The organism is Dictyoglomus turgidum DSM 6724, from assembly GCF_000021645.1.
Taxonomy (GTDB): Bacteria; Dictyoglomota; Dictyoglomia; order Dictyoglomales; family Dictyoglomaceae; genus Dictyoglomus; species Dictyoglomus turgidum.
This window is the reverse complement of record NC_011661.1, coordinates 471,535-489,543: the sequence shown is the minus strand read 5'-3', so window position 1 is coordinate 489,543 and position 18,009 is coordinate 471,535. Positions and strand designations below refer to the sequence as shown.

Annotated in this window: 18 protein-coding genes, 1 pseudogene and 1 CRISPR repeat array (1 of these 20 only partly in view); of the genes and pseudogenes, 10 read left to right on the top strand and 9 right to left on the bottom strand. The window is 34.3% G+C overall.

Going from position 1 to position 18,009, the window contains the following annotated elements; genetic code table 11:
* Position 1 precedes the first annotated feature (1 nt).
* A complete protein-coding gene (gene fsa / locus DTUR_RS02460) occupies positions 2 to 646 on the bottom strand; it encodes a fructose-6-phosphate aldolase (RefSeq protein ID WP_012582868.1) in 645 nt (214 codons plus the stop codon).
* A complete protein-coding gene (locus tag DTUR_RS02455; protein ID WP_012582867.1) occupies positions 643 to 2,037 on the bottom strand; it encodes an aldehyde dehydrogenase family protein in 1,395 nt (464 codons plus the stop codon). The genes fsa and DTUR_RS02455 overlap by 4 nt, the downstream gene beginning before the upstream one ends.
* A gap of 132 nt (positions 2,038 to 2,169) precedes the next feature.
* On the opposite strand from DTUR_RS02455, the gene DTUR_RS02450 reads away from it, so the two are divergent.
* From DTUR_RS02450 to phoU, 5 genes and pseudogenes are all read left to right on the top strand, one after another.
* The gene (locus DTUR_RS02450) at positions 2,170 to 2,853 is read left to right on the top strand and encodes a GntR family transcriptional regulator (protein ID WP_012582866.1); all 684 of its coding nucleotides are present in this window, start codon (positions 2,170 to 2,172) and stop codon (positions 2,851 to 2,853) included.
* A gap of 2 nt (positions 2,854 to 2,855) precedes the next feature.
* Complete coding sequence (locus DTUR_RS02445; RefSeq protein ID WP_012582865.1) at positions 2,856 to 3,137, top strand: UxaA family hydrolase; 282 nt, start codon at positions 2,856 to 2,858, stop codon at positions 3,135 to 3,137.
* Positions 3,138 to 3,139: 2 nt separating this feature from the next.
* Positions 3,140 to 4,297 carry a UxaA family hydrolase gene (locus DTUR_RS02440; protein ID WP_012582864.1) on the top strand — a complete coding sequence of 386 codons (1,158 nt, stop codon included), beginning with the start codon at positions 3,140 to 3,142 and terminating at the stop codon, positions 4,295 to 4,297.
* Positions 4,298 to 4,670: 373 nt separating this feature from the next.
* Positions 4,671 to 5,051: pseudogene (locus tag DTUR_RS09495) on the top strand (transposase); the annotation flags it as partial.
* 321 nt (positions 5,052 to 5,372) lie between these two features.
* Positions 5,373 to 6,029 (top strand): phosphate signaling complex protein PhoU, encoded by a 657-nt coding sequence (gene phoU / locus DTUR_RS02430; RefSeq protein WP_012582863.1) that lies wholly within the window; start codon positions 5,373 to 5,375, stop codon positions 6,027 to 6,029.
* Here the strand turns inward: phoU and pstB are convergent, their stop codons facing one another.
* Genes pstB through DTUR_RS02395 form a run of 7 tightly spaced genes read right to left on the bottom strand, consistent with a single transcriptional unit; the run spans position 6,030 to position 13,365 of the window.
* Positions 6,030 to 6,788 carry a phosphate ABC transporter ATP-binding protein PstB gene (gene pstB, locus DTUR_RS02425; RefSeq protein WP_012582862.1) on the bottom strand — a complete coding sequence of 253 codons (759 nt, stop codon included), beginning with the start codon at positions 6,786 to 6,788 and terminating at the stop codon, positions 6,030 to 6,032.
* A gap of 20 nt (positions 6,789 to 6,808) precedes the next feature.
* Positions 6,809 to 7,639, bottom strand: a complete 831-nt coding sequence (gene pstA / locus DTUR_RS02420; RefSeq protein ID WP_012582861.1) for a phosphate ABC transporter permease PstA — start codon at positions 7,637 to 7,639, stop codon at positions 6,809 to 6,811.
* Complete coding sequence (gene pstC, locus DTUR_RS02415) at positions 7,636 to 8,544, bottom strand: phosphate ABC transporter permease subunit PstC (RefSeq protein ID WP_012582860.1); 909 nt, start codon at positions 8,542 to 8,544, stop codon at positions 7,636 to 7,638. The genes pstA and pstC overlap by 4 nt, the downstream gene beginning before the upstream one ends.
* A 53-nt stretch (positions 8,545 to 8,597) precedes the next feature.
* Positions 8,598 to 9,866 (bottom strand): M28 family metallopeptidase, encoded by a 1,269-nt coding sequence (locus tag DTUR_RS02410; RefSeq protein ID WP_012582859.1) that lies wholly within the window; start codon positions 9,864 to 9,866, stop codon positions 8,598 to 8,600.
* Positions 9,863 to 11,410 (bottom strand): MBL fold metallo-hydrolase RNA specificity domain-containing protein, encoded by a 1,548-nt coding sequence (locus DTUR_RS02405; protein ID WP_012582858.1) that lies wholly within the window; start codon positions 11,408 to 11,410, stop codon positions 9,863 to 9,865. Before DTUR_RS02405 ends, DTUR_RS02410 begins: the two co-directional genes overlap by 4 nt.
* A 16-nt stretch (positions 11,411 to 11,426) precedes the next feature.
* Entirely contained in the window at positions 11,427 to 12,200 is a 774-nt protein-coding gene (locus DTUR_RS02400) for a 4Fe-4S binding protein (RefSeq protein ID WP_012582857.1), read from the bottom strand.
* A 43-nt stretch (positions 12,201 to 12,243) separates the two neighbouring features.
* Positions 12,244 to 13,365, bottom strand: coding sequence for a hypothetical protein (locus tag DTUR_RS02395; RefSeq protein WP_012582856.1), 1,122 nt, complete (start codon positions 13,363 to 13,365; stop codon positions 12,244 to 12,246).
* Between the two features lie 115 nt (positions 13,366 to 13,480).
* On the opposite strand from DTUR_RS02395, the gene DTUR_RS02390 reads away from it, so the two are divergent.
* The 5 genes from DTUR_RS02390 to DTUR_RS02370 are packed head-to-tail and all read left to right on the top strand — an operon-like array spanning position 13,481 to position 14,741.
* A complete protein-coding gene (locus DTUR_RS02390; protein WP_012582855.1) occupies positions 13,481 to 13,702 on the top strand; it encodes a DUF1659 domain-containing protein in 222 nt (73 codons plus the stop codon).
* A 35-nt stretch (positions 13,703 to 13,737) separates the two neighbouring features.
* Positions 13,738 to 13,968: a DUF2922 domain-containing protein gene (locus tag DTUR_RS02385; protein ID WP_012582854.1), complete on the top strand. Its 231-nt coding sequence runs from the start codon at positions 13,738 to 13,740 to the stop codon at positions 13,966 to 13,968.
* A gap of 56 nt (positions 13,969 to 14,024) precedes the next feature.
* Complete coding sequence (locus DTUR_RS02380) at positions 14,025 to 14,255, top strand: hypothetical protein (RefSeq protein WP_012582853.1); 231 nt, start codon at positions 14,025 to 14,027, stop codon at positions 14,253 to 14,255.
* Positions 14,248 to 14,580 (top strand): YcbK family protein, encoded by a 333-nt coding sequence (locus DTUR_RS02375; protein WP_012582852.1) that lies wholly within the window; start codon positions 14,248 to 14,250, stop codon positions 14,578 to 14,580. The genes DTUR_RS02380 and DTUR_RS02375 overlap by 8 nt, the downstream gene beginning before the upstream one ends.
* 2 nt (positions 14,581 to 14,582) lie before the next feature.
* Positions 14,583 to 14,741, top strand: a complete 159-nt coding sequence (locus DTUR_RS02370; protein WP_012582851.1) for a YvrJ family protein — start codon at positions 14,583 to 14,585, stop codon at positions 14,739 to 14,741.
* A 440-nt stretch (positions 14,742 to 15,181) separates the two neighbouring features.
* A CRISPR array of direct repeats spans positions 15,182 to 18,009; the repeat unit is 30 nt; unit sequence GTTTGTAGCGTACCTATAAGGGATTGAAAC (it continues 665 nt past the right edge of the window).

The window sequence follows — 18,009 nt, the reverse complement described above, 5'->3', positions numbered from 1 at the left end:
TTTACTTAGGAACCTTTTCCCAATCTTTTAAAAATTGTTCTAATCCAAGGTCAGTCATTGGATGTCTGAAAAGAGACATTAAGATATCAAATCTCATGGTTGCCACATCAGCACCAATCAAAGCAGCTTTTACCACATGCATAGGATTTCTAATAGCGGAAACAATTATTTGAGTTTTAAAGCCATAATTAGAATATATTTTCTTTATATCTGCCACTAAATTTATTCCCTCTTCACTAATATCATTGAGTCTACCTACAAATGGGCTTACATAAGTAGCTCCTACCTTTCCCGCTAAAAGAGCTTGAGAGGGAGAAAAAACAAGTGTAATATTTGTTTTTATACCTTTTTCAGAAAGGATTTTTGCAGCTTTTATTCCTTCTTTTATTGCTGGAATTTTAACTACAATATTAGGAGAGATTTTAGATAATTCCTCTGCCTCTCTAACAATTTCTTCAGCTTTAAGGCTCACAGCCTCCACACTTATAGGACCATCTACTATAGAACAAATTTCTTCTATAAGCTCTCTAAATTTTTTATTTTCCTTAGAGATATGAGTAGGATTTGTAGTTACACCATCAATAATTCCTAAACTCCAAGCTTCCTTTATTTCTTGGATATTAGCAGTATCAAGAAAAAGCTTCATTCTACACCTCCTCTCAAGTTAAAGCAAACAGTTTTTATTTCTGTCATCTCTTCTAAAGCGTACTTAACTCCTTCTCTTCCAATGCCACTTCCCTTAACTCCACCATAAGGCATAAAATCTGCTCTATAGGAAGGAGCATCATTTATCATTACTCCCCCAACTTCTAATTTCTTGATAGCGTAAAAAGCCTCTTCAATATCGTTTGTAAAGATACCAGCTTGAAGACCGTACTCCGAATTATTAGCCATCTCAATAGCCTCAGAAAGCTTATTAAAGGAATTGACAACTACAACAGGGCCAAAAACTTCTTTTGAAAATAGTTTTGCCTCTGTGGGAACATTTATTACTACAGTGGGTTCAAATAATGTTTTTTCTCTTTTACCTCCAAAAACTACCTTTGCTCCCATATCTACAGCCTCTTTTATCCATTCTTCTATTCTTTTTGCGGATTCTTCGCTAATTACTGGTCCCATATCAGTATCTTCTTTCATAGGGTCTCCTACTTTAATATTTCTCACTCCTTCAATTAATTTTTCTAAGTATTCATCATATATTTCTTTTTGGACAAAAACTCTCTGTACAGAGATGCAAACCTGCCCTGCTACAGCATATCCACCTTTAATAGTAGCAGAAACTGCAGAAGAAATGTCTCCATTTTTGGAAAGGATTAAAGCAGAGTTAGAACCAAGCTCTAAGCTAATTTTTTTCAAGCCAGCGTTTTTGAGTATCTCCATACCCACATCTTTACTTCCTGTAAAGCTTATCATTCTTATCCGTGGATCTTTTACAATAGCATTTCCAACAGTACTTCCAGGTCCTACCACTACATTTATAGCTTCTTCAGGAAGTCCTGCTTCTATAAGTGCCTTTGCTAATTTAATATCTGCCAAAGGAGTTATTGTAGAAGGTTTAAATACGATGGAATTTCCTCCTGCTATGGCAGGAGCAATTTTATGAGAGGCGAGAACTAAAGGAACATTAAAAGGGGTTATTGCAGCTATAATACCCACAGGAACTCTTATGAAATAACCTACTCTTTTTTCTCCATTTGGAATACTATCAAAAGGAAGAGTCTCTCCATGAATTCTTTTAGCCTCCTCACTTGCCAATTTAAAAATTTCAACAGCCCTTCTTACTTCAATTCTTGCTTCTTTTATCGTCTTTCCGACTTCTTTAACCAAGGTTGATGCAAAATCTTCTTTATTTTTTTCTATTATTTCTGCAGTTTTTCTAAGGATTTCAGATCTTTCAAATAGACTCATCTCAGCCATAATTTTTTTGCCTTTTTCAGCTTTTTCTATAGCTCTATCTACGTCCTCAAGAGTTGACTCAGGAATAGTCTCTACAATAGTTCCATCATAAGGATTATAAACATTTATCGTTTTTACCATTTTTACGCTCCCCTTTTACTTTTCTTTTTGCAAAAAATTTTATCAGTTTAAATTTAAAATGTCAAGTTGAAAATTTTAAATTTAAAATGTATAATTTGAAATAAATTAAAATATAGAAAAGAGGGAGAAAAAATGAAAAGCTTAGAGCCTATCGAAGAATCACTCATATCTATAAAAGTTTATGAAAGTATTAGAGAAGCAATAATCTCTGGACAGTTCCCTTCAGGAACAAAGCTAACAGTAGATATGTTGAGTGAAGAGCTAAAAGTAAGCAGAACCCCTGTAAAGGAAGCTTTAGTAAGATTGGAAAGGGAAGGTTTAGTAGAAAACATTCCAAGAAAAGGGATGTTTGTGGCAAGAATTGATATTGAAGATGCTATTGAGATTTATGAATTAAGAGAGGTTTTAGAAGGATTTGCAGTAAGAAAATTTTGTGAAAACTTAGATGAGGAAACATTAAAAGAGCTAAAAGAACTTTTAGAGGAAGGAGAAAAATTTATAGCTCAGGGCAAACTGAAAAAATATTCAGATATTGATGAAAAATTCCACAAAACTATTTGGAACAAGAGTAAAAACAAAAGGCTATTTAGATTTCTCGAGAATATTAGAAGCCAAATAAGACTTCTTATGGCAAGCTCTGTAAATATTCTAGGAAGAGCAGAAGAATCTCTCAGAGAACATAAAAACATACTTAAAGCATTGGAAGAAAGGAATCCTAATCTTGCTGAAGAGTATATGAAACTCCACATAAGAAATACAAAGGAAGTAGCTTTAAAAAACTATCTTGAGAAATCAGAAATAAAGGAGGTTAGATAAGTATGAATCATAAATTTTTAGTCCATCATGAAAAGGATAACGTGGGGGTTGCAGTAGCAGATATAAAAAAAGGGGAGAAAGTGAAAGGATATTACTTAGAAGGAGGTAAATGGATAGAATTAGAAGCCTTGGACGATATTCCCTTAGGGCATAAAATTGCTCTTCAAGATTTATCGGAGAAGGATTTGATCATCAAATATGGAGAAGTAATAGGTGAGGCAGTAAAAGAAATTAAAAAGGGAGAACATGTGCATATTCATAATATAAAAAGTAGGAGGTGGTAAAAATGGAAAGAATAACTTTTAAAGGTTATAGAAGACCAGATGGTAGAGTAGGAGTTAGAAATTATGTGGCAATAATATCTGTGGATGATATATCTAATACCGCAGTGGAAGGAATTTGTAAGTTAATCTCCGGTACACTTCCTGTTACTCATCCTTATGGAAGACTTCAATTTGGTAGAGACTTGGATCTTTTTTTTCGCACCATGATAGGAACTGGGGCTAATCCCAACATAGCTTCTGCTATAGTAATTGGAATAGAAGAAAATTGGGCAAATAAGATTGCAGAAGGAATTTCTAAAACCGGAAAACCTGTAGAGGCATTTTATATTGAAGGTTACGGTGATTTAAGGACTATCGAAAGAGCTTCCAGAGTTGCTATGAAACTAGTCCAAGATGCCTCTGAAATAGAAAGAGAAGAGGTTGATATCTCAGAACTTGTAATGAGTATTAAGTGTGGAGAATCGGATACTACTTCAGGGCTTGCTGCAAATCCTACTGTAGGAAAAGTTGTTGAGAAATTACTTTCTTATGGAGGGACAGTTCTTTTTGGAGAAACGTCTGAATTAACAGGAGGAGAGCATATTATTGCTCAGAGAATTAAAGATGAGAAACAAAGACAGAGATTTTGGGATATGTTTAATGAGTATCAAGAATTTATAAAAAATGAAGGGGTAGATCTTTTGGGATCTCAACCTACCGAAGGAAATATAAAAGGGGGATTAAGTAGTATAGAAGAAAAAGCTTTAGGAAATATTCAAAAAATTGGAAAGGCTCAAATAGATGGTGTATTGGAGATGGCAGAAACTCCTCCCGGTAGAGGACTTTATTTTATGAATACCTCTTCCGCTGCGGCGGAGGCTATTACTTTATTTGCTGCAGGTGGGGCAGTAGTGCATCTTTTCCCTACAGGGCAAGGAAATGTGGTAGGGAATCTTGTTATTCCTGTAATTAAGATATCAGGAAATCCTAAAACTGTAAGTACTATGAGTGAACATATAGATGTAGATGTAAGTAAAGTTCTAACTTTGGAAGAAAGTTTAGATGAAGCAGGAGAAAAACTTTGGAATTATTTATTGAGAGTTATTTCTGGGAAACTAACATGTGCCGAAGTACTTAATCATAAAGAGTTTGTCTTAACAAAGTTTTTTAGAAGTGCCTAATTGAAAGTTCACCTCCCCAAAATCTGTTTTGGGGAGGTTTTTAAATTGTATTTCTGATAAGTTTATCTACTTCAAAAAGAGAATAAACTTTTGGGATACTTTCCCCCATAAAAAACTTTTATATCCTCAATAAAATCTAAACTATTTCTAAGAATATTCTCATAACTTCCTTTAAAGGGAATAATAGCATATTCAAAATAAAGTTTCCTTAGACATTGAGCTGAAGGGGTCTCAATAATAGGTCCTGCTATCGTATATCTTGATGGAAGTTCCTTGGAGAGCCATCCTATAGCTCTAATTAACGTCAGTGCAATGGTTTTTTCTTCATCATCTTTTATCTCATATTCATATAGACCTTTAGCAGATATGGCAAGTCCCCTTTCCTCTTTTAGGTATAGATTCTGATAATGGCTCTGAATTTATCAATGCTCATCTTTTAAGGTATTGTAAGGCTGAAAGGATAAGTTTTACAAGGACAAGGTCTTATAGGAAAAATGATAATTGTTTTGTAGAACAGAAGAATTATAGTGTAGTGAGAAGGGCTGTAGGATATTTTAGGTATAATACAGAGAAAGAATTAAAATTTCTAAATGAGCTTTATCAGTATTATAGATTATTTGTAAACTTTTTTCTTCCTGTAGTAAAGCTTGTTAAGAAGGAAAGAAGAGGTAGTAAGGTAATAAAGAGTTATGATAAACCAAAGACCCCTTATGAGAGAGTATTGGAATGTGAAGAGATAGAAGAAATAAAAGAGGGATATAGAGAAAGCATGGGGAAAGTTATGGAAGGCTCACAGATACAAGGAAGAGAAGAATGATTTCGTATAGAATTTTAATGAGGCAACGAATACCTATTTCATATAGAAAATTATGTGAGGCAACAAGTAGGGTTGGAAGGATCTAAAAGAGTTAGAGAAGGGAATGATCAGCCTAATAAATTTGGGTTTACCAAAGATTAGTCCTAATGTTTGAGGAGGTATAATACTGATTACAGGGGTCAACAATCTACATCTTGTTGCTTAGGGGTAAAATTTTTTGTTATAATTTTTAAATGCTTTAAAAAAGGAGGGAAAGTTTTGCTAAGGCAGAGTTTTATAGAAGAGCTTAAAAAGTTAGAGAATTCATTATTAGAAATGGGGAATGTGGTAAAACAAATGCTTGAAAATAGCAAAACTGCGCTTTTAGAAAGAGATGAAGAATTAGCAAAGAAAGTAATTGAAATGGATGATATAGTAGATAAATATAATTGGGATATTGAGGATAAATGTTTAAAGCTTCTTGCCCTTCAACAGCCTATGGCTCATGATCTAAGAGTAATTGCTGCTGCCATGAAGATCATAAGTGATATTGAAAGAATGGGAGATTATTGTGTTGATATAGCGAAATTTACCATAGAACTCATAAAAATGCCTTCTCTTCCCATTAATGAAGCCTTAATAAAAATGTTTGAGCTTGTGGAAAAGATTCTTTGCGATTCCCTTGAAGCCTTTGTAAATAGGGATGTAAACTTCATAATAAGTGTAGTTGAGCAAGATGATGCCATAGATAGAACTTATTATAAAATTTATGACGAAATTGTAGAAGAAATAGAACACGCTCCTGAAACTGCCCCGCAGCAAATAAGACTACTTATGATTGCAAGATTCTTAGAAAGAGTTGCCGACCACGTAACCAACGTAGCTGAAAGAATATATTACATGGAGACGGGAGAATTAAAAGAACTCCACGAATAATTAGCCAAACTTTCCTGTAATGTAATCTTCAGTCAGCTTCTGCTTAGGATTAGTAAATATCTGAGGGGTTGGACCTACTTCAATTAACTCCCCCATATACATAAAGGCAGTATAATCAGAAACTCTTGCTGCCTGTTGCATATTGTGAGTAACAATGATTATAGTTATATGTTCTTTTAACTCCTTTATAGTTTCCTCAATTCGGTAAGTAGAAATGGGATCAAGAGCTGATGTAGGCTCATCCATAAGAAGTACCTCTGGTTTTACTGCAAGAGCTCTTGCAATACAAACTCTCTGTTGTTGACCACCAGAAAGGGCAGAAGGATAATCCTTAAGCCTGTTTTTAACCTCATCCCAAATTCCTGCCAGCTTTAAACTCTCCTCTACTATTTTATCCAATTCTTCCTTGGGCAATTTTTTATTATTAAGAATATATCCAGCAATCACATTATCATAAAGGTTCATATGATTAAAAAGATTAGGTCTTTGAAAGACCATTCCAATTCTTCTTCTCACCATAACAGGATCCACATTTTTATTATATATGTTTAGATCATCTAAAAATATTTTTCCCTCCACCCTTGCCCCTGGACTTAATTCATGAAGCCTATTAAAACATCTCAAAAGGGTAGTCTTTCCACATCCTGAGGGTCCAATTATAGCAGTAATTTGTCTCTCTTTTATAGAAAGACTAATATCCTTTAAAACCCTCATATTTCCAAACCAGGCATTGAGATTTTCAACCCTTATTTTATCCAACTTCTATTCCTCCCTTAAATCTATTTCTTCCTTCCTCCATAAAACCTTGCAATAATATTTAACACTAACACAATAAATACTAAAACAAGAGCAGATGCATATGCCATATGTCTCCAATCATCATAAGGAGATGTGGCATAGTTAAAAATAGTCACTGTAAGACTTCCTATAGGCTTTGTTAAACTTACACTCCAGTAAACATTATTAAGAGAAGTGAAAAGTAAAGGTGCAGTCTCGCCCATAGCCCTAGCTATAGCTATCATTATACCTGTAATAATTCCACTTGAGGCAGAAGGAATTACCACCTTTAAAATAGTTCTCCATTTAGGAACACCAAGAGCATAAGCAGCTTCCCTTAAAGATATTGGAACCATTTTTATAGATTCGTCGGCAGCTTTTGCAACAATAGGTAACATAATGATTGATAAGGCTATTCCACCAGCAAGAGCCGAGAAAGATTTCATAGGAACTACCACTACAAGATACACAAAAACACCAATAATAATGGTAGGAAAGCTTGTTAAAACCTCCGCAAGAAATTTAGTCCACCAAGCAAGTCTTCCCGCTCCATATTCATTTACATAGACTCCTACCATTATTCCAAGAGGAATACCAATAATACTTGCAAGTAAGGTAAGAATAAAAGTTCCTAAAAGGGCATTACCGATTCCTCCTCCAGGAACTCCAGGTGGTTTGGGAAGCTCCAAAAACATTCTAAAGTTAATATACCTTACACCCTTCAAAAATATATCTCCAAGAATCCAAAAAAGAAAAAAAGCTCCTATAAAAAAGGTTAAGATACTTATAAATAACATTATTTTGTTTATAGCTTTTCTCTTTTTATAACTCATCTTCTCTCAGTCCTCTTAAGAATATAATACCTAGCAAAACCCATAACTAAAAAAGTAATCAAAAAGAGTATGAGGGCAAGTTCCATAAGAACAGAAATCTTTAGTTTTCCTGTTGCTTCAGCAAATTCATTTATGATAACACTGGTTATGGTAACTCCTGGAGAAAATAAAGATATAGCTATATCATAAAAATTACCTATAACCATTGTAACCGCTACTGCTTCCCCAAGAGCCCTCCCAAGACCTAATATCCCCGCTGCGAAAACTCCTGACCTTGCATTACCAAGAACTACCCTCCAAATTACTTCCCATTTTGTCATTCCTAAGGCATAACCTGCTTCTCTCTGATCCTTTGGAACTGCCATTAAAATCTCCCTGGAAAGAGAAGAGATTGTAGGAATTATCATTATAGAAAGAACCAAACTTGCAGTTAAATATCCAACTCCAATAGGATAACCTTGAAAAAAGGGCAAAAATCCTAAAATCTTCTGCAAGAAAGGGCCAACCTTAAGCTGAATCAAAGGGGCAAGAGAGAAAAGTCCCCACATTCCATATATAAGGCTTGGAATCGCCCCTAAAAGTTCAATAATAAAAGAAAGAGGTCTCTGCAAAAGAGGAGGAGAAAGCTCAGAGATAAAAATTGCAATTCCTATACTCAAAGGAAAAGCAATCAAAAGAGCAAGGAAAGAAGTAACAAGGGTTCCGTAAATAGCGGGAAGGGCACCGTATTTTTCAGCCACAGGATCCCATACTTTCTCAATTAAAAATTTAATTCCAAATTTCTCAATACTAGGAAAGGAATAGATAAGAAGTTCTATAAACAGAAAGACTACAAGCGCAATTAAGATCAAGCTTGACAAAATAGCTATTATTTTAAATATTATATCCCCAAAATTTCTCCTCATATATCCTATTCACTATTCTATCCTATTATAATTTTACTTTTTAAAATTTAAAACTAATTTAAAGAATTATGGGACAGAATATCAAGAATCTCAAAAAAGGTATTTATAGTAAAAGAGAGCATATTTTTTGAAATTTTGTCAACAGTGTCGGTTTTTTTATGAAGATCTGGAATATCTTCATTTTTATCTATGGCTATGAAAAATAAAAATGGCTTCTCATACAAATGAAAGGCATATTGATCCGATTCATTAAGATAATACTCCCTTACGAAATACAGATTATTGTTAGTAAACCTAAGATTACTTACTAATTTACTTGCATAAGTATTATAACTTATAATAAGATTTTCGCCTTTTCCTACACAATCAAAATTTATATTTAACACTATATTATCCATAGGAATAGGAGGATAATCTACAAAATACTCCGAGCCAAGAAGACCTTTCTCCTCCCCATTGGTTACTAAAAATAAAAGATTATAGGGAGAAAAATTACCTCTTTCCCAGATCTCCTTAGCTATCTCTAAAAGTACCCCAACTCCCGATGCATTATCATTTGCCCCAGGAAAATAGCTACCATCATAGTCTTCCCCCACATGATCCACGTGAGCAGTGATAACTATAGTTTTTTCAGTTTTTGTCAAAGAAGGGATAAAAAAGTACAAATTAAATGCTTTTGCCATCTCTTTTTTATACTTAATTCTATAATAAGCTTTAAGTCTTCCTTCACTATGCATATAATTTGATATCTCATCAAAAACTTCAGGAGTTATATAAATTACAGGCAAATCTTCCTTAAGAAAAAACATAGACTTTTGTAGTATAATCTCAGCCCTATCCTCGGGAAGTCCAAGAATTACTCCCTTTGCTCCATAGGCATGAGCCAAAAGAATATACTTGTCTGCATATCTATCCTTAACAAAATAAAAGGTACCTTTTATATCCTTTAAATTATTCTTTATTTCTGCCTCTAAGTCGTAGCTTCCTGAAAATCTATCCCTAAAATCTTTTCTATAAATATACTTTTTCAAAACTTTTCCCTTACCCTTTAAAACTAATTCAGGAGCTCCATCATAATAAAAAACCTCTACAGGAAATTCTTGATAAAAAACATCTTTCAAACCTAACTTCTTCAATTCTCTCTCAATAAACTTCAAAGCTCTTAAGTTCTCAAAAGTTCCTGCCTGCCTTCCTTTATACTCTACTCCAGAAAGCTCCCTTATAACCATTAGAGCATAGTCTCCCCTAACATCTGATCTTATCGAAGAAAGTAGTAATAGTAAGATGACTAAAAAAGCAATTAGTTTACTAATTTTTCTCATAAATTTTTACTCCTATCACTTACCTCTTTTAAAAGATGAAGAGCAGATTTTAATAAAGAATAATTCTCTAAATCTTGAAGAATAGGAGAAGCTTTAAGCTGAGTTATATAAGAACTAAGCTCATCAAGTAAAGATTCTATATCAAAAGAAGGAGCAACTTTAGGCGCTATAATCTCTTTCTTTTCCAGATCTAAACTCTGGGTATAAGATGGGACAATGGTTTTCCTCCCTTTTAATTGCAATAGCTGACTTAAGGCTTGAGAGGCTTGAGGTTCTCCATGAACTATTAAAAATATAGGATCATTTTTAAAATATTCTGTCCACTTTATAAGATCCTTTTGATCGGCATGAGCAGAAAAACCATTTATAGTATGAATTTTTGCTCTAACAGTAATTTCTTCTCCCATCACATGAACCACTTTTTCTCCATCCACAATCCTTCTTCCTAAGGTTCCTTGTGCTTGATAGCCCACAAATATGACATGAGTATTTTCCTTCCACAAATTATGTTTTAGATGGTGCAAAATTCTTCCTCCAGTACACATTCCAGACCCTGCAATAATAATCCCTGTATCAAGCTCATTTATACTTTTTGACTCATCAGGAGTTGTCAAATATCTTAAATTTTTTAGTTCAAAGGGATTTATTCCTTCAAGAAAATACTTTTGTATTTCTCCTGAAAGAAGATTGCTATGCTTTTCATAAACCGCTGTAACTTTCTTGCCCATAGGACTGTCAAAAAATATGGGAATTTTAGAAAAAAAAGGATATTTATAGGAAAGGAGCATAAGCTCATACATAACCCTTTGAGCCCTATCTACCACAAAGGATGGTATAAGAATTTTACCCTGAGAATTTATTGCATCAAGCACTACCTTTTCAAATTCTGCTCGAGTCTCCTCTAAAGTCTTGTGCAATCTATCTCCATAGGTAGACTCTATAACTACATAATCAGCATCCTCAATAATAGAGGGCCGTCCTTCCATTACATTATTTTGAGGACCTATATCTCCTGAAAAAACAATTTTTGTATCATTACTCCAAAGCTCTAAAGAGGAAGCTCCCAATATGTGAGCCGAATCTCTAAACCTTATTTTTATATCAGAAAGATCTACCATTTCATCATAGGGGACTGGCTCAAAAAGTTTCATTGCCATCTCTACTTCCTTTTCGGTATAAAGGGGTTCTACAAGAGGCTTTCCTGATCTTAAATTTTTCCTATTTATCCTTTCTGTTTCTTCCTTCATTAACTTTACAGTATCAAGCCAAAGAATCTCACAAAGCTCTATAGTAGGGTAAGTAGCATAAATTCTACCTTTAAAGCCTTCTTTAACTAGTTTAGGAATCCTTCCTGAGTGATCCAAATGGGCATGAGTTAGAATAACTGCTTTTATTTCCGTAGGGTCAAATAAAAACGGATTTTCATTTTCTTTTTCTGACCTCCCTTGAAAAATACCACAATCCACAAGATATTTAAAATTATTTTCCAAAAGATAGCATGATCCAGTAACCTCCCCTGCAGCCCCATAAAAGGTAATTCTCATAAAATCTCACCTTCTTTTATCTAATTTTCAATTTAACCTGTCCACAGGAGAAACACTCATGACATCTTATACAATGAGGAGAATTTGGATCCTTATACACTTCAATATTTATAGGACACTTAGGCTTACAAAGGCTACATTCCGGACAGGTTGGTTTCACCTCAAGATGATAAAAAGAAATCTTATTAAATACAGAAAGAATCGTTCCAAGAGGACATACAAACCTGCAGAAAGGTCTTGAGATAAATATACTAGAGATAATAAAACCTATGAGGATAAGGATTTTAATCCCAAAAAGAAATCCGATTAAACTTCTTAAAGGAGGATGAAGAAGTATTTGAGGAATACCTGCCTCAAGGGTTCCAGCAGGACATAGTTTACAAAACCAAGGCTCCAGGGTTATATAGGGAATAATTATCACTAAAATTATAAAAATGCTCCATCTTATAAAAGTAGCAAATTTATTCTCAATTGCAAGCTTTTTTGTGGGAATTTTATAAAGAAGATCCTGAATAAATCCAAAAGGACATATCCATCCACAGAAAAATCTTCCTAAAAGAATGCCAGCAAGAAATAAAACTCCTAAGGTAAAAAAGGGAAATTTATGAAGAACAATAAAATGCTGCAAAGTACCAATAGGACATGCAAAATTTGCCAAAGGACAAGAATAACAATTAAAAACTGGCACAGGAATATACTTGCCCCAAGGCGCTAAAAAATAGGAATTAACAACAATTAAGCTTATGGTTTGCCATAAACTTCTTAAGCTGAAAAATCGCCTCCTTTTCATGAGAAAAATTATAACTCATTATTAGGAAAAAATGAACATCGCTTTATCGCAAATTTCTAATACTACATGTATAATTTAAAACTGCACTTTTACCTGGTTCCACTTCTACATAAAACCTAAAATTGTTTTTATCTATCTTCTCATATCTAAAATTACTACTCTTTATTTCTATCTCGTCTCCTGAAATATACTCCCAAACCTCTACTAAAACTTTTTCCTTCTTAGCATTTTTTATAATGATAGAAACAGATCTTTCAGTAATTTCATATTTACCCTCTATCCTCTTTTTCTCCTCAAGGATCCTTCTTTCAGAAGTAAGATCAAAATCCTGTCCCTGAACAACCTCTATCTTTTCTCCCTCCGATACATCAGAAATATTGGCGCTACCTAAGAAGACAACTCTGCCATTTTCCATAGTAAAAATATTCACTTTTCCTGAGGGAATTGGAATTCCAAGCCCTTTTTCTTTTTTATTCTCAATATTCCAGAGGATATAGACATTTTTCATATTCCCCATATATCCTAACACATATCTTTTAATAGGGTCCTCTACTACCGTATCAATAAGAGGAATTAGCTTTATAGCACCCCGAGATATACTCCACTCACCAGGAATCTCAAAAAGTTTATAACCCTCAATAGATTCTACCTCTGGTAACGAAGGTGTAGCTTCAGCTAAAAGAGGAGACATTTTTGAAACACCATACGAATCTCTTTCCATACTTAAACTTCCTAAAAGAAGAGCCATTTTAACCTTTTGAAAGTTCATATCTGATGAATTTTGTATAATTACCTCGGTAAAAAATCTTATCTTATTTCCATCAATCAAAAACATATGATTGGAGCTCCACTTAATATTGGGAACTATAATATAAATTTTTAAAATGTCTTTAGTGTCCTCTTTTGCTTCAATCCAAACCCCTAAGGAGGGATAAACAATCTCTCTTATAGTATTTCCAAAAGTGGAAAGAACAAATAAATTATTATAAGAGACGCTACCTCCAACTTCTTCAAGAGAAACAAAGTTTAATCCCTTTTTTAACTCCACTTCTTTATCAAAAGAAAAAACACCTATATTTTGTTGATAAACCACAAGAGAAGTTTGGGAAAAAACAGTGGTAATAATAAAAATCAAAAAAATTAAAATAAAAAGCTTATATTTCATCTTTTCTACCCCCCATAAAATTTTTAACCTCATTATATCACATAAAAATTTTCCTTTTTGTCACCCACCCCATGGATTTATTTATTGGAGATCAAAAAGAAAGGAGGTGAAAAAAATGCCAGTACAATCTTTACCTTACAATTCTCGTCTCATCTTAAGAGTGCAGATTGGGGTTCAATCTGGAAATCCAGTATTAAGAAACAGAAGTTTTAACAATATAAAGCCCGATGCTACTGATGAAGCAGTATATACTGTTGCTCAAGTTTTAGGAAGTTTACAAAAGTATCCTGTAGTAAAAGTAGTAAGAACCAATGACGAAGAGATTATAGAAGCCTAATTCTTTAAAAGATTAACCTAAAAGGAGGTGAAAAAATGGCAACCTATAGTTCAAGAAGATACATAAGAATGATCTTTAAAGACAGCGGTGGAAGCAATTTTACTATAAGAGTTCCAGAACCTAAGGACAATATAACGGAGCAAGAAATATTAAATGCTATGGATATTATTATAAGCCAAAATATATTCCAAGGAAGATCAGGAGACTTGGTAGAAAAAGTTGATGCAAGAGTAATAGAGACCAATATAAGTGATTATTATGACTAATAAAAAATAAAACTTGGGGCGGAGAGAATCCGCCCCATTAAAAGGGAGGAAAATCCATGTTAGAGAGCATTATTAAAAAGGTACAATTCAAATTTAGTTTCCTCTACCAAGCTTTTCCTGCCTACACTTGTAAAATCTGTGGTAAAAAGAAAAATTTCATATTTTTCATAGACGAAAATCCAATATGTCCAGAATGCTTTCCTACTTTTTTAGAAAAGCAATTTCTTCCCCTTCTCATATCAAAGATTATTTTAAGCATGGAACATAGGGAGGATAAAAATGCTTAGGATAAATGAGATAAAAGTATCCAAAAACTTTTATTTGAAGGATTTTGAATGTCCATGTTGTAATAAAGTAATGCTTCATCCCACTCTTTTGGAAAATTTGGAAAAATTAATTGCCAGTGGGCTAAAAATAAAAATTACTAGCGGATATAGATGTGAGAAGCATAACAAGGAAGTTAAAGGAGTTCCAAATTCAAAACATATGAAAGGAATGGCATGTGATATAACCTGCAATGATATTGAAAAAGCCTACGAAATGGCGCAAAAACTTGGATTTTCTTATGTAAAGATCGATAAATTAAAAAAGTATATCCATATGGAGGTGTAAAAATGACTGACATCACTCAACTTATAAGTAATTTAGGATTTCCCATTGTGGTTTCCTTGATCCTTCTTATAAGAATAGAAACAAGACTTGAAAATCTTACAAAAGCAATAAATGAATTGTCTCAAGCAATACTTAATCTCTCAGGAAAAACTTCTTCCTAACTTTATAATCTACCAGCTGAGGCATAAACTCATCTCAGCTGGTAGGCTTTAAATTTGTTACATAATACCATTCAACAAAAACATTATTTTATCTAAACTTTTTAAGATCGACAGAAATTGTAACAAAAAATCAAAGCAAATTTTTAAAGAAAAACCTCATTATTACTCAATTTCATAAAAATTTTCTAACTTTTCTGAGTAGAATCTCTCTAAAATCTTCTTAAATACTTCATTTAAAAGTTTTTAATTTTATTCTTAAAAGCTTATTTCTTCGTCGACCCCCAATAACCCCCTAAACCCCGGGGGATCGACAGACCTATAAATTTTCCATTCCATACCTCTTTACATCTTATTCTTTTTATGCTATATTATCCTCAAAATTGTAGCGTACCTATAAGGGTAGTTAATTTTAAGCGGTAGCTTTTTTGCCCTTTTTACGGGTTTGTAGCGTACCTATAAGGGATTGAAACTTGCACTTGCAAACCTACAAAAGCATCCCATTGAAGGTTTGTAGCGTACCTATAAGGGATTGAAACTTCTTATTACTTTTCTTGTAGAAACAGCCAAAATTTCGTTTGTAGCGTACCTATAAGGGATTGAAACTTAGATTTTGCGAAATTATATATCGAATTAAAAGAAAGTTTGTAGCGTACCTATAAGGGATTGAAACATGGACGTTATGGAGACAGGCTTGAAGTAAGGTTTCGTTTGTAGCGTACCTATAAGGGATTGAAACATTCATCGTTGTTCATTTTATCTCCTTATATAACATGTTTGTAGCGTACCTATAAGGGATTGAAACAAGCTGAAGGGCAAGGAGTATATTTGATAACATAGAAAGTTTGTAGCGTACCTATAAGGGATTGAAACAAGCAACCCTTGAAATAGAAATGCCTTTCTTCTTTGCGTTTGTAGCGTACCTATAAGGGATTGAAACATTTTCTAGTAATTCATGGTTGGATGGTTTATTTACGTTTGTAGCGTACCTATAAGGGATTGAAACTTTCCTGTTTTCAAACTATTGGGGCAGTGGGTATTGAGTTTGTAGCGTACCTATAAGGGATTGAAACTAATTTGCCAGATTTGCCCGATGATTTTTAGTTTAAGTTTGTAGCGTACCTATAAGGGATTGAAACTTCACCTCCTTTCCTATGAATTTGAGGATGAGTAAAGTTTGTAGCGTACCTATAAGGGATTGAAACAGGAGTAGTTTTGGTTCGGTCTGGTTGATAAAAAGTAGTTTGTAGCGTACCTATAAGGGATTGAAACAAAGAAGATTTCCCAGATTTTTATGAGGATTTTGGCTAGTTTGTAGCGTACCTATAAGGGATTGAAACGAAATAGGAAATATTTTGGTAATCGATAGAGATGAAGTGTTTGTAGCGTACCTATAAGGGATTGAAACCCTGGGATATTTCCAAAAAGTTGTGGGGGCTACTTTGTTTGTAGCGTACCTATAAGGGATTGAAACAAAAATTTTTTCAGGTTCGTTGATATTTACAAAATCTGTTTGTAGCGTACCTATAAGGGATTGAAACTGACACCCTTGTCTCCATAACGATTCTTCTCAATTACGTTTGTAGCGTACCTATAAGGGATTGAAACCAACCAACATTATAAAAATGTGGATGAATTTCTTAAGTTTGTAGCGTACCTATAAGGGATTGAAACTTCCATCTTGCTTTAGCGCCAGCCAATGGAAAAGCCGTTTGTAGCGTACCTATAAGGGATTGAAACCTTGGAGGAAATAAATGAGCCTACACAAGAAGTTGGAGTTTGTAGCGTACCTATAAGGGATTGAAACTGTCAAGTGGAGATGTAAGTTTATCACATCCTAATTTGTTTGTAGCGTACCTATAAGGGATTGAAACTCCCATACGCCGTACTTAAACAGCTTCTCTCCATCTGTTTGTAGCGTACCTATAAGGGATTGAAACTTACGCCGATTTTATTCTTTGTGGAAACTTCCTCAAGTTTGTAGCGTACCTATAAGGGATTGAAACAGGAGTGAGACTCCCTGGCTCGTGATTTCCACAAGTGGTTTGTAGCGTACCTATAAGGGATTGAAACTATAGCAACCTCAAAATCGGCTACTGGCTCTTTTTCACGGTTTGTAGCGTACCTATAAGGGATTGAAACCTTATCCCTCTTTTCAAAATAACAGTACTTGTCTCTGTTTGTAGCGTACCTATAAGGGATTGAAACTCCCATACGCCGTACTTAAACAGCTTCTCTCCATCTGTTTGTAGCGTACCTATAAGGGATTGAAACAGCCATGGATGCTCTTCGTGAGTCAGCACGGGCTTCGTTTGTAGCGTACCTATAAGGGATTGAAACAAAGGCTTGAGGCCAAGATAAACGTGAAGGAGGGAGGTTTGTAGCGTACCTATAAGGGATTGAAACCCTCTTTTGTTTGAATGGAAAATTTGGAGGAATCAATGTTTGTAGCGTACCTATAAGGGATTGAAACGTAAGTGCCTCTGTTGATTTTTCGATCGTCTTATCAGTTTGTAGCGTACCTATAAGGGATTGAAACTGTATCCGTATTTTCTTATGTACAAGAGGTTGGAGGTTTGTAGCGTACCTATAAGGGATTGAAACGCCGCTGCTTCCATTTCAGCAAATGTTTCAGACATCGTTTGTAGCGTACCTATAAGGGATTGAAACAAAATTCCTCCTCGAGTTTTTCGTATTCTTCATCAGGTTTGTAGCGTACCTATAAGGGATTGAAACACTTGTAAGTACCGTCTCCTAAGTCCTTAACCGTTATGTTTGTAGCGTACCTATAAGGGATTGAAACACATCTTTAACTTCTCCTAAAACTTCTAAAGGAGAAGTTTGTAGCGTACCTATAAGGGATTGAAACCTTCCATACTACGCCTCCGATATCGTCCAGTCTCCGTGTTTGTAGCGTACCTATAAGGGATTGAAACGCCGCTGCTTCCATTTCAGCAAATGTTTCAGACATCGTTTGTAGCGTACCTATAAGGGATTGAAACTTCTCTTCACTCCCCTTCCAAAAATTCTTTGGAAACGTTTGTAGCGTACCTATAAGGGATTGAAACAACCAGGGTAGTCTGCCGCAGCAGTATCATTCAAACAGTTTGTAGCGTACCTATAAGGGATTGAAACTTTGGACCGCCTGTTCATCTTTTTCTCTTTGTATTCGTTTGTAGCGTACCTATAAGGGATTGAAACATTGCCTTGAGGATCTCCTGCCATATTTCAGGATCATGTTTGTAGCGTACCTATAAGGGATTGAAACTCT